Annotated in this window: 14 protein-coding genes; 2 read left to right on the top strand and 12 right to left on the bottom strand. The window is 42.1% G+C overall.

Annotation, left to right across the window (positions count from 1 at the left end):
• The first annotated feature begins 76 nt into the window (after positions 1–76).
• The gene (locus L6W14_RS09180) at positions 77–934 is read left to right on the top strand and encodes a LysR family transcriptional regulator (RefSeq protein WP_237900521.1); all 858 of its coding nucleotides are present in this window, start codon (positions 77–79) and stop codon (positions 932–934) included.
• Between the two features lie 109 nt (positions 935–1,043).
• The gene (locus L6W14_RS09175) at positions 1,044–1,913 is read left to right on the top strand and encodes a DMT family transporter (RefSeq protein ID WP_131519934.1); all 870 of its coding nucleotides are present in this window, start codon (positions 1,044–1,046) and stop codon (positions 1,911–1,913) included.
• Between the two features lie 34 nt (positions 1,914–1,947).
• On the opposite strand, the gene L6W14_RS09170 is transcribed toward L6W14_RS09175, so the two are convergent.
• The 12 genes from L6W14_RS09170 to L6W14_RS09115 form a co-directional block, all read right to left on the bottom strand.
• Complete coding sequence (locus tag L6W14_RS09170) at positions 1,948–2,937, bottom strand: sensor histidine kinase (protein WP_131519933.1); 990 nt, start codon at positions 2,935–2,937, stop codon at positions 1,948–1,950.
• On the bottom strand, positions 2,934–3,605 hold the full coding sequence (locus L6W14_RS09165; RefSeq protein WP_066038510.1) for a response regulator transcription factor: 672 nt from the start codon (positions 3,603–3,605) through the stop codon (positions 2,934–2,936). The genes L6W14_RS09170 and L6W14_RS09165 overlap by 4 nt, the downstream gene beginning before the upstream one ends.
• Before the next feature lie 2 nt (positions 3,606–3,607).
• Entirely contained in the window at positions 3,608–4,591 is a 984-nt protein-coding gene (locus L6W14_RS09160; RefSeq protein ID WP_131519931.1) for an alpha/beta hydrolase, read from the bottom strand.
• Positions 4,592–4,717: 126 nt separating this feature from the next.
• On the bottom strand, positions 4,718–5,137 hold the full coding sequence (locus tag L6W14_RS09155) for a DUF1801 domain-containing protein (RefSeq protein WP_004228761.1): 420 nt from the start codon (positions 5,135–5,137) through the stop codon (positions 4,718–4,720).
• Positions 5,138–5,178: 41 nt separating this feature from the next.
• Positions 5,179–6,990: an ABC transporter ATP-binding protein gene (locus L6W14_RS09150; protein ID WP_237900519.1), complete on the bottom strand. Its 1,812-nt coding sequence runs from the start codon at positions 6,988–6,990 to the stop codon at positions 5,179–5,181.
• Positions 6,987–8,720 (bottom strand): ABC transporter ATP-binding protein, encoded by a 1,734-nt coding sequence (locus L6W14_RS09145; RefSeq protein WP_237900517.1) that lies wholly within the window; start codon positions 8,718–8,720, stop codon positions 6,987–6,989. Before L6W14_RS09145 ends, L6W14_RS09150 begins: the two co-directional genes overlap by 4 nt.
• 436 nt (positions 8,721–9,156) lie before the next feature.
• Positions 9,157–9,843 carry a hypothetical protein gene (locus L6W14_RS09140; RefSeq protein ID WP_237900515.1) on the bottom strand — a complete coding sequence of 229 codons (687 nt, stop codon included), beginning with the start codon at positions 9,841–9,843 and terminating at the stop codon, positions 9,157–9,159.
• Positions 9,840–10,334 carry an ECF transporter S component gene (locus L6W14_RS09135; RefSeq protein ID WP_048390640.1) on the bottom strand — a complete coding sequence of 165 codons (495 nt, stop codon included), beginning with the start codon at positions 10,332–10,334 and terminating at the stop codon, positions 9,840–9,842. The genes L6W14_RS09140 and L6W14_RS09135 overlap by 4 nt, the downstream gene beginning before the upstream one ends.
• A 31-nt stretch (positions 10,335–10,365) precedes the next feature.
• Positions 10,366–10,758, bottom strand: coding sequence for a bifunctional adenosylcobinamide kinase/adenosylcobinamide-phosphate guanylyltransferase (locus L6W14_RS09130; RefSeq protein WP_131519927.1), 393 nt, complete (start codon positions 10,756–10,758; stop codon positions 10,366–10,368).
• Entirely contained in the window at positions 10,710–11,306 is a 597-nt protein-coding gene (locus tag L6W14_RS09125; RefSeq protein ID WP_237900513.1) for a histidine phosphatase family protein, read from the bottom strand. The genes L6W14_RS09130 and L6W14_RS09125 overlap by 49 nt, the downstream gene beginning before the upstream one ends.
• Positions 11,279–12,055 carry an adenosylcobinamide-GDP ribazoletransferase gene (gene cobS / locus L6W14_RS09120; RefSeq protein WP_237900510.1) on the bottom strand — a complete coding sequence of 259 codons (777 nt, stop codon included), beginning with the start codon at positions 12,053–12,055 and terminating at the stop codon, positions 11,279–11,281. The genes L6W14_RS09125 and cobS overlap by 28 nt, the downstream gene beginning before the upstream one ends.
• Positions 12,056–12,075: 20 nt before the next feature.
• Entirely contained in the window at positions 12,076–12,651 is a 576-nt protein-coding gene (locus tag L6W14_RS09115; RefSeq protein ID WP_131519924.1) for a bifunctional adenosylcobinamide kinase/adenosylcobinamide-phosphate guanylyltransferase, read from the bottom strand.
• Position 12,652 lies beyond the last annotated feature (1 nt).

Here is a 12,652-nt window from a genome sequence, read left to right as displayed (position 1 = left end):
TGGACAGCTAGCGTACGTAAAATGGAGGAAAATGATAGCGGCTATTAAAAAAATCTATAGGTATGTGAGGAACAACATGAACATTGAAGAAATTGCCTTAAAAATGGAGCTTTTAGAGAGGCAAAACTTGAGTAAATCGGCTGAAATCACCAATTATACACAATCTGCCTTAACAGCAAAGGTGAAAAAAATGGAGCGTGAAATTGGGCAGGACGTCTTTAAACGAACACCCCAAGGCTTAAAGCTGACAGAGGTAGGTCAACATTATTTACAGTTTTTAAAGAAAGTTGCCGAGCAGTATGAAGACTTTTTACATACCATCGGCCCTACACAAACGAGCATTTTGGTTGGTACATCTCATACAACCATAAAAATATATGGACCATCCATCATGAACGCACTGCAAACTAGTCGAAGTCCGATAGATGTTGATTTCACTGTGGAATCAAGTACAGCCTTAAATCACAAAGTCCATCTGGCGGAAATAGATTGTGCATTGACAAGTAATCCAATCAAGCATTATAGCGATCTACACTATGATGTACTAGCCACAGAGACGTTTGAAGTTATCTCAAGCTCCGCTCATATCATCGACTTTGATCAACGAACACCTGTCACATTGCTTGTGTTAAGTAAGGGCTGCATGTATACCCATGCATTAGCACAATGGCTCACTGACAAGCAGGTACCTTTTACGATGAAGGAAATTAAATCAGTTAGTAGTATTTTAGATTTTCTTGAAATCGAGCATACATTGGCTGTATTAAATACCAAATTACTAGCACTTTATCCTTGTCCCGACCTGTATTTTTATGATTTAGATGGGCTTCACAGTGCGATCGAAACAGTTTATATCTATAAAAAAGATGACAGTAAGCAGCCCTTCATTCTGCAATTAAAACAGGTCATTGAATCCTTGCTTGAGCAGAATTAGCTCCATAAACCTATTTTGTGCTAATATTCTAAAAACCCTATATTATTCATGCGGACTACACTATAATAGGTTTGTCATTATTAATCTTGTAAATGCTTAGGAGTACATCATGTTTTATTACATCTCGTTATTTTTTGCAGTATTTGCATTATCTACCTCAGCAATCTTTGTTAAGCTAGCTGATGCACCACCAGCGATTACAGCCTTTTATCGACTATTTTTTGCGATGCTAGTACTTCTTCCATTTTTATTGGCACAGAAGAGCTTGCGGCAGGAGCTTACAAGTCTCTCGAAAAAACAATGGGGACTCGGCATTTTATCAGGCTTATTTTTGTCCTGTCATTATGTGTTATGGTTTGAATCATTAAACTACACATCTGTGGCTAGTTCAACCGTCATTGTGACACTTCAGCCACTATTCTCTTTAGTAGGCAGCTATTTTTTATTTAAAGAGCGATTTTCAAAAGGAGCGATTGTTGGCTGCTTCGTAGCGATCATCGGCTGCTTCATTATTGGCTGGCAAGATTTCCAGATTAGTGGACAAGCCCTTTATGGCGATATTCTTGCCTTTATTGCGGCAGGTATTATTACAGCCTACTTTTTTATTGGGCAATCAGTGCGCAAGGATTTATCGCTCATTCCCTATTCTATTATCGGCTATGGCAGTAGCTCGATCTTTTTAGCCGTTTATGCCCTCTTTATGAAAGAATCGTTTTTTGATTATTCAGCCTCCACCTGGTGGTCCCTTGTAGGGCTGGCTGTCATTGCAACGATTTTCGGGCAAACCATTTTTAATTGGCTATTGAAATGGTTAAGTACAACGGTGATTTCCATGAGTATTTTAGGCGAAACAATCGGCACATGTATATTAGCTTATTTTATTTTAGATGAGATGATTTCCGTTCAACAGGGGATCGGTATTGTGGTCATTTTACTAGGACTTGCCCTGTTCTTACTACAGCAACGAAAATCAGTGTAAAAGAAAAAACAACGGCAAAGGCTGCCGTTGTTTTTTATTCGTGTGTAAAGTAGAAGGTCGTGCCATTTTTGTTTGATTGTAAGGAAGCTTCGATATTCAATGTTTTAGCAATATCCTGAATGATTTTAAGCCCAAGTCCGCCATGCTCATCTTCGGTCGTAAAGCCAATACCATCATCACACATGACAACTTGCCCGTCCTTAATCGTCACCTCTAGCTTGGATGCTTGGGCATGCTTTAATGTATTTTGAAAGACATTATCGAATAAACGCTGTAGCCACAATTCATTGCTAAGCCAAGTTGCTTGTAAATCATCGTGCTGAAAATGCAGCGTAATATTCTGCATGCGATATAGATACTGCCACTTCTTTATCATCATTTGTAACAATGGGACAAGTTGAACCTCCTCCTGCATGACATAGGACTGTTCACTCGTATCAAAGGACTGTAACTGAAATGCATTCGTTAAATTCGTGATATAGTGAATTTGTGCATGTAAGGATTCCACCAATTTGGGCTGCCCCTGTAGCTGATCCTCTAGATAAAACAGCTGCAAACGGATAGCCGTTAACGGCGTATGAATGTCATGTCGCAACTTTTGTAGCAGCTCTTTTTGAAGCTCCTGCTGCTGGGCAAGCTCTAATTCTCGGTAAGTTGTACGCTCAATTAAAAGATTGACAGATTGGCTAAGCTGTCCAATTTCATCCTCACTTTTTATCGTTAACGTGTCAGGTATTCGCTCATTACTTGCTAGTTCTCGTATCGTTTTATTAAGTAGTGTAATTTTGGATAGTAACGAATGGATCGATGTGGAAAATAGCCATGCGAGCATTCCTAACGCTAGCACAAACGTAATCAGCATCACAGGATAGGCATAGGACTCATGAAACGGAATGCCGTCATTTTTCATTTTAAAGGCCTTGTCATACAAAATTGACATGGCCACACTAATGCCTAATAGTACAACCGGCACACTCCCAATGGCTACAAATAACAAAGTACGGTATTTTGTTTTTAAGGTCATTTTTTATTATAGGTATTTAAACGATACCCTTCTCCATAAATATTTTGCACAATAGTACCTGCTGGGTCTTGTAGCTTTGTTCGAATTTTTTTAATATGGACATTCAAAATATTATGATTGCGTTCATCGAGCGGCCAAAGATAATCAAAAAAATGTTCCTTTGTTAATACTCGGTCACGATTGTCAAATAAATAAAAGAAAATTTTTCGCTCAATCGCTGTTAGGGCGATTTCATCATGAATACTATGATGAAATACTTGACGGCGCTCCCCATCGATCAATAAATGCTGAATTTGCGTAAGTGTACCATACTGTTGTGCTAGCATTTTTTGCATTCTTAGCAACAGCTCTCGCGGATCAAATGGCTTTGTCAGGTAATCCTCGCCGACCATCAACCCCTCTAGCTTACTTTCAATATCATTACGTGCCGATAGAAAAATGATTGGAATATTTAAGCCTAATCGTTTAATATTTTTGCTCAATTGATAGCCATCCTCTCCTGGCAGCATAATATCCATTATGACTAAATCCACCTGCTGAATCAGCGCCATCATATCCTTGCCATCTGTTTTCCAGATTGCCTCATAGCCCTCACGCTGCACTATTTTTTGCAGTAGATCACCAATCATGTGATCGTCTTCTATAATTAAGATTCTAAAACCTTTCATACTTATCGACCTTTCTCATCACCCGTTGTTTTCATAAATTCCATTGCCAGTTGATAGATTTCATCTGGCTGATAGAGATAAATACTATGTGTCCCACTGACCTCTTTCACCTGTGCATAAGTGAATTGCTTTGCAAAGTCAGCATAATCCTGCCGATTTTGCTTCGTATATTTCGAATGTTTATTTTCTTCCGCAATCGCATCAATCAGTAAGATAGGCGTGTCTTGCGGCTTTTTGAGCTGTTCTGATTGTAAACTATTTTCGTAGACCTGCAACAGCTCATTTTGCATATCTTCATTAAAAAATTGTTTAAAGGACAACGCCTGATAGATTTCCTTTTCCTGTGCTGTTAAAAACGACAGTTGAAGTACTTGCGGATTATAGACCTGTGTTGGCAAAAGTCGATGTAAGCCGAGTTTAGTAGCGAGGTGCATGCCTCTCACCATCCAACGATCGACCGTCCCCATTTTATGCTTTACATATTGACTAGGTAGGCCAATGTCTAGCGCGATGATGCCCTTTACTTCCTCTGGGTATTTTTGAGCCCAGTAAATGGCCTCTAGCCCTGAAATGGAATGTGGCACAAGGACATATGGCGGTTTAAGCCCACTTTGCAGAAGTGCCTGTCGTGTTTGCGCTAAAATCGTATCGATTCCTCTATCATCATGGGCTACGTCGCTATAGCCATAGCCAGCTCGATCCACTACTGCAATTTGATGATGCTGTGAAAACTTACGATACAGCCCTTTTAGCTCATATACGGGTGCTGCGATACCTGAGCCAGCCATAAAAATATATGTATCCTCGCCAGCCCCCTCCTGATAAACATGGAAATTTTGACCATCTACATTGTTTAATGTGCCGTTAGGTTGTAAAATAGCTGACTCCTTCTGTATTAAGCTATAGTGATAAATACAAATTATCACCATTCCAAGCACAATCAATGCCCCCATATAGACAATCATTTTCTTTGCTTTCTTTTTCATACGTATCTCCTCTTTTCGTTGATACTTGCAAGGATACACGGTAAAAATAAATTTCTACTAAACTTTTGGAGAAAATAGATAAATTTCATACAAAAAAGCTACCTAACTAATAGGCAGCTCTCTTGATTAAGCATCTGGATAGGTTTTTCGTAAAAAATCGATCGTTTGTTGTATAAGGGCTTTTAAGATGTCTTCATTCACATCCGCTAGCTTATTAATATAAACGCAGGCTTTTCCTGTTGTGTGTTTACCAAATTGTTGTAATAGTTGCTCTCGTTCATCCCCTGGAGCAAAATATAAGCTAATTTTCGCTTTGCGAGGGGAATAAGCAGCTAGTGGGGCATCCCCTTCATGGCCTGTTTGATATTTGTAATGATATTTACCAAAGCCTATAATACTCGGTCCCCACATTTTGGCTTCATAGCCTGTGACCTCTGTAAAAATGTCCAATAATCGATAGGCGTCTTCTCGCTTTTTTGGATGGTCTACACTTTCAATAAATTCAATGACACTTACATCGGTTTCTTTGGTCTTTAATTCATACATGTCAATCCCTCGCCCTCTGGAAGATGTACCTTTATTATTCCCTATTCTACCTGCTCTAACAATAGTTTTTGTTGAAGATGACGATAGATCCCCTGCTGCTGCATCAGCTCTTGGTGATTGCCCTGCTCGACAATTTCTCCCTGCTGAATCACGAGGATTTGATCGGCATTTTCGATTGTTTTCAGACGATGGGCAATGACAAAGCTTGTGCGTCCCTGCATTAAATGCTGTAAGCCTTTTTGAATATCGACCTCTGTTTGGGTATCCACGCTAGATGTCGCTTCATCCAAAATTAAAATATCTGCATTCTCTAATATCGCACGGGCGATCGCAATAAGCTGACGCTGCCCCTGACTTAAATTGGCTCCTCCTGCCTGCACGGGTGTTTCGTATTGGGCAGGTAAATATTTTATAAAATGATGGGCATTCGCAATTTTTGCCGCTTCCACAACCTCTTCATCTGTCGCATCTAGCTTACCAAAGCGAATATTTTCACGAATCGTTCCCGAGAACAAATAGGTGTCCTGTAAAACCACACCAACTCTTTGGCGAATCGTCGCCATCTGATAGTGTTCAATATTATGCCCATCAATTAAAATCTCACCTTGATCGACGTCATAAAAACGTGTTAATAAATTGATAATCGTTGTTTTGCCTGAGCCTGTTGGGCCAACAAGAGCAAAAGTCTCTCCTGCCTTGGCATGGAAGTCAATGTTTTTTAACACAGGCTTATTTGGCCCATAGCTAAATGATACTTGCTTGAAAACAACATCCCCCTTGAGCGATGCCGTCTTGATCGCATTAGGCTTGTCGGCTACCTCTGAGGGTTCATCTAGTATCTCAAAAACACGCTCTGCCCCAGCAATAGCAGACTGGAAGGTGTTTAATAGATTAGATAGCTGATTAAGCGGACGGAAAAATTGCCGTGTATAGGTCACAAAGGCGGCAATAATCCCCACTGTAATAATACTCTTTACTGCTAAAAAGGCACCTGTTCCGATGACGACAGCAAGGCCTAAATTATTCATAAAGTTATTAATCGGACCTAGTAAGCCAGAGGTAATTTCTGCTCGTTGGGCAGAGTTTCGTAGATTTTCGTTTTGCTGATGGAACGTATCAATCGTTTGCTGCTCCTTGCCAAAAAGCGTAAGTACCTCCGAACCTGTAATCATTTCCTCAATATAGCCGTTGAGCTTCCCAAGATCCCGTTGTCGTGCTGCATAATTTTTACTGCTGCGTTTAATGATTTGCTTGGTTGTGAAAACGATCAGCGGAATAATAATCAATGTCACGATTGCTAATTGCCAGCTTAATGTAAACATGGCGATACTGACACCGATTACAGTTAAAATGGACGACACGATTTGCGTAACACTTTGCGCAAGTGCTGTATTTAAATTATCAATATCGTTGGTCACACGGCTCATTAAATCCCCAAGTGCACGCCGATCAAAGAAGCGTAATGTCAGTGTTTGAAGCTTTTGAAATAATTCGAGACGCAATGTCCGAATGGTTTTCATCGCCACATGAATCATGACATAGGTTTGCAGCCATGTCAGAATAGAGGCTACTGAAAAAATAACGGCCAATAGGATGCCTAAACGAATCGTTCCGTCGATATCCTTTTTCATAATATAATCATCAATAATATGCCCAATCATATAGGGCCCCGCAAGGCTTAAAAAGGTCGAGGCAATGACAAAAAAGATAGAGAAAAACAACCCTATTTTTTGTTGCTTGACATAATGCCACACACGTGACAATGTCTCCCTTTGATTTTTCGCCTTCTCAGCTGGTCCTCCCATACGCGGTCCACGTCCAAAATTCATTTGCTTTGGTTGACCTTGACTCATCCTTGTTCACCAGCCTTTTGCTGTGACGCATAAATTGCTTGATAATGCGCATTTGATTGTAGAAGCTGCTGATGGGTTCCTTGCCCAACAATGTCGCCATCCTCTAGTACCAAAATAACATCTGCCTGCTGAATGGAGGCAATTTTCGACGCTACGATGAAGGTCGTTGTGTCTTGATAATAGGTGGCAATAGCTCGCTGCACTTGTTGTTCTGATGCACTATCGAGCGCTGACGTTGTATCATCCAACACCAAAATAGCAGGCTTTCGAATAAACGCACGACTTAATGCAAGGCGCTGCTTCTGCCCACCCGAAAGATTCGTAGCACCCTGTGATAATTCATGTGCTAAGCCCTTATCAAGTCGCTCTACAAATTCACTGGCGCAGGCAGCCTCTAATGCCTGCTGTATGTCCTCAGCTGTAGCATCATCCTTACCGAGACGAATATTTCTTTCAATCGGTCCTGAGAACAATAATGCTTTCTGTGAGGTAAATCCGATATGCTCACGTAGGGTTGCGAGTGAGTAGGATTTTAGCGGTTTTCCGTCTATGCGGATTGCGCCACCAGAGGGATCAAATAAGCGAGGTAATAGCTTCACCAGCGTCGATTTACCACTACCTGTTTTCCCAATAATACCGACCGTTTGCCCTGGTTTCACCGAAAATGAAATCTTTTTGAGGACATCCTCAGCTGTTTCATAGTAACGATAGCTCACCTGATCAAAGTCAATGGCCCCTTTTATTGGATCGGTCAGCGCATGTTCCGCTTCCTTAACAGCAATCTCTTTGTTTAACACGTCCACAATGCGTTCTCCTGAAGGCAAGGCTCGCGCTATCTGCATCAGCACCATACTAGAGGACATCAGTCCATTTAAAATAATCGTTAAATAATTGATGAACGCAAGAATAACGCCCACTTGCAGCGTACCCGCGTCTACCTTAATGGCTCCAAGCCAAAGCGCGGCTACAATCCCTAGATTGACAACAAACATCGTAAAGGGTACAAGCACGCCGACAATTTGCTCAGCTGTAATAAAACGTTTCGTCAACGCCTCATTTAATTCTCCAAACTGTGCTACCTGCTGTGTTTCACGGCGAAAGGCTTTAACTACACGAATACCCGCCAAATTTTCCTGTAGCTTCGTATTGACGGCATCAATGGCCTCCTGAACACGACGATACAATACACCCGAATACTTCGTAAAAAAATACATCGCTATAACCAACAATGGTACGATAATGAGCAATATGGAAAAAAGCTCACGTGCTGTGACAAACACAATAATCACTGCGCCGATAAAGAGCAAGGGCCCACGCACAAAAATACGCAGCGTCATCATAAAGGCACGCTGAATACTTTCCACATCACTCGTTAAAATCGTAATCAGCTTCCCCGTTGTAAAAGCATCTCGCTCCTTGGCTGAGTAAGTCATCATCTTCTCATAAAGAGCCTGTCGAATATCCGAGGCAAAATGAATCGCCGCCTTCGAGCTATAATACGAGCAACCAACCCCACCAATAAGTCCGAGCACTGCACTGCCAAGCATCCACACAAACATATTCAATACGTAACGATTATCCCCATTGGCAATCCCCGTATCGATCATATGTTGCATGATGGTCGGCTGAATTAAATCCATCGTCACCTCTAGCACCATCAATAACGGTGCAATCAGCGTGAAAAATTTATAAGGCCCCAAATACTGCCCTAATTGTTTAACTGCCTGCATACATTCGTCTCCGTTCTATTTAAATCCCATTCGTTCCTTATTATAACTGAAAATCATTCCCATTTGATAAATAATTTTTCGGGTCTCGTAATATTATTGGAGTGGTTTGATTGTGGTGTAGTGTCTTCATAAGGAGAAAAAATCTAATTTCTAAGCAGATTTTGGAGGGTGGTGACTTTTTAGAGCGAAGTTCTACTTTGGAGCGGGGTTATCCTTCTTTGGAGCGGCCTCTTTGCTCTCCTTAAGAGCGACTTCCTCCCCTTTCAGAGCAGGCCTTTTCCTTTACAAGCAACAGCCAGCTACTTTAGATTCAGCGTCATCCTGTTAATATGTAAGGAACTACCCAGAGCAAGGATACTACAGAAGTAAAATAACACTCGCTCTGGATTATCTGGCCCTGTCCCAAGAAACGATCATTTGCCCAAAACAAGCCCCATCACTTTTCAGAAATGCGTAGTTTCTCAAAATTTCGCAGGAAAATTTTTTGTGCCTGTGATTCATTGTCTGGAGCAATGCCTAGCAAAATGACCGTACAGGGGCCTGCTGATTTTGCACCATCAAGGGCGCATTCCACATGTCGCTCCCCAAACAGACGGGCAAATTCTCCTTGCAGCCCCCTTGATCCGACTGGCCATACTTGCTGAACAATTTCTGACTGCCATGCCTTGAAAACAGGCAGCAACTGCGCCACATCTTCAGGCTGTGCCAACACCTCTTCACCCACAAGCGGCAGGCCATAGGTGTACCAGCTAAGCTGATCGTGGTCAAATGCTCGACGCTGCTGCTGAATTTCTCCAAGCATTGTAACAGCTAAGCCTGACTGCAATGTGGGCATATTGGATTCCGTACTCCCCGTAATGGCTGGGCATGTAAGACCTGCCTCTGCAAACACTTGCTGTATACCTTTTTCATAGCGAGACCATGCAGCGTCTCCAGAAAAATTCGCAAGTAGAACTTGAATAGGTAGTGCCTGTGCAGCAAGCTGTTCTAAAAACGTTACACGGGCTGTCATATAGGCTGTCAATTGGTCTGATGCCGACACAACATCTTGCGGTTTTTGTCCAATGGCTGCGGCATTATCCATGGTCGCAATGAATGCCCCTACTTTCATCGCATTTCTCACTGTGCTCGACCTTCCTTACGCACAAAAACCTTTGATAGGACGGGCATTACTACCGCAACAATGATTAAATTGATCACCGTTGCCATTAGAATACTACCTAAAGCACCCCAGAAAAATGCTGGACTAATAATAAAATAAAATGGTAGTGGCGCAACAATACCATTTAATACTAAGGCAACTGGCCATTTCCAAAAGTGCATGCCTTTTTTATGCATCACCCCGAAGACCCATACGACAATCAACATTTCTACCGCAATAATAATATGTAAAGGTCCTAGGGGGAATCCAGATGTTAATGCTGTAATAAAATGGCCGATTAATCCAGCAACCCCTGCTAAGATGGGGGATAGAAAGACAACACCTAAAAAGGCAGGAGCCGAATCCAGTGCAGCCGTTGAAATAAACGCTGGTACCTTAATCATTGCTCCTACTGCACAGATGGCCGCTACCATCGCCGTCAAAATCAATTTTCTTAATTTTTGTCGTTCCATTTCATTCCCTCTTTTCTGTTGAATGTCTACTTTACTTCAATGGCTCAGCTATTCCATACCAAATCCGTACAACTTGCTCCGCTTCCTTGAACAAAGCTTGATATAGACGACCACAGGTATCACGTAGCTGTCGGGCTTGTTTTTCCATTGGCACAACCCCACGCCCCATATCCGTCACAATAAGTGCGAGTGTACAATGCTGTTCAAGCTCTTGTAATGTGGCTAGCACCTTTTGTACGATTTGTTCATCTTCCTCCAAGTTTTGTGTCACAAGCCATTTTTCTAAGTTCTTTAGGACAAGGACATCACAGGCGGGCGCTACCTCAGGTAGTTCACCAGCAATCATCACCATCTGTTGCGGTTCATACAAGCGCCTCACATAGTCGGTTTTGCCGTTATAGGCACCTCCGATAAAGACATGCATCGTGCTCCCTCCTCCCAAGCCTTTCTTGTAAATGTTAAAACAAATTGTTTATCATGTGGCACTTGATAGGACCAAAAGGGCTGTTCTGTTGGCGCAAAGGCAACAAGTAAGGCACGAATAACCCCACCATGAACCACTAAATAATAGCTATCCTCATTTTTCGGTAAATAATGAAATCCATCTACAACACGTTTCATAAAATCATCGAATGCCTCACCTTGTGGAGGGGGTGTACGGATTGGATCATCTATCCATGCCCGATAGTGAGCATCCATTTTTAGCTCCTCATAGGTTTTCCCTTCGAATGCACCAAAGTTCGTCTCTCGAAGGGATGCCTCTGCCTGATAGCTAGCATTGGGAAAATAATGAGCAGCCGTTTGTCGACAGCGCTGTAGATCACTGCCATATACCTTTTTAACCAATGCATCCACAACAGCAAGCTTGGCTGTATCTGCTAATGGTACGTCCGTCCACCCAAGGTAACGCTTTTCAAGATTCTCTTTAGTAGGCGCATGCCGTATTAAGCACACAGTAACAATGTCACCCATAGCACAACCTCCATCCCTTCAATGGAGGCACCCAGTAAATCGCCAGATACTCCACCAAAATTACGCAACGTAAATTGTCGAAAAATAAAAAGTGCAATGGCTAAAACGACGACTAGGACAACAGGAAGAAGTAAGAACTGCGTGCTGATAAAAACAACCGTCATCGCCAATACGAGCGATAACAGCATGAACACTTTTAATCGATTAGCATTCATATGAGACTTAAAAAAATAAGCAAGACCTTTTTCCTTTGAGCAATGGAGTGACATAAAATAAAAGCTCATGCCCACCCTTGTTAGAAATGGAACGAATAGTACCATCCACAAGTCGAATTTCTGCTGCACTAAAAGCTCATGTAGAATAACAAATTTCCCCATTAATAAAAACACCACAGCCAATACTCCGAACGCTCCCACACGGGGGTCATCTAAAATCTCCAATCGTTTTTCTCGATCTCGATAGGAAAAATAGGCATCGCCCATATCAATAAAGCCGTCTAAGTGCAAACCACCTGTCCATAAAGCAAATAGCCCTATCACAGTGAAAGCTAGCATCACTTCACTGCTGGCTGTCCACTGCATAAGATTATAAAGCACAGCTGCCACCGTTGTTCCCATTAAAGCACCTATCCACGGTAAGCAAGCAAACATGCCTGTGATGGTGGACCTTGTTAGCGGAAGCTCTTTATATACTGGCAATACCGTAAAAAATTGAAATGCCAGTAGGAGGCTATGCCAAAAATTTTTCATCCTCTTGCCTTCCTTCTTGATTATTTCCATCTCTTTACAATGCCATAGTTCATTTCATAGGCCTCCTGTGCCATAGAAACCAACCATTGATGGAACTGTCCGAGCGTTCGTCGGTATAATTCTACTTCCTCACTAGCATAAGGAGGTTCATCAAACAGTTCATTGGATACCACAAAAAAAGTCAAATCCTTCTTCAGTAGTGATTGGATCGCCTGCTTGACGGCCTGTAGCTTCTTAGCTAAACAACCAGGCTGTTGTAAACAGGGTGTCCCCTTGTCATACCCTTCGTAAAAAGCATTGGTCAGCCAAGTTGTCACGCAATCCCACAGCACCACATCTCCATCCTGAAGTGTCTCAAATACTTCAGAAATTGCATAGGGAGCCTCCACCGTCAGCCATTGAATAGGCTGTGCCTGGCGATCTGCCTGATGCCGTAAGATTCTTTTTTCCATTTCATGATCTAAGGCAATACCCGAGGCCAAATAGAGCAAGCGTTTCGCTGTACATGTCTGTGCCTCATAATGCTGAAGCGCTGCTTGCTCGGCAAAATGGGATTTACCACTACGTACACCACCTGTAATAAAAATAAGCGCCATG

Origin of the sequence: Lysinibacillus sp. ACHW1.5 (assembly GCF_022014815.1) — a bacterium.
Classification (GTDB): Bacteria; Bacillota; Bacilli; order Bacillales_A; family Planococcaceae; genus Lysinibacillus; species Lysinibacillus capsici.
This window is presented reverse-complemented; position numbering and strand designations above follow the sequence as displayed.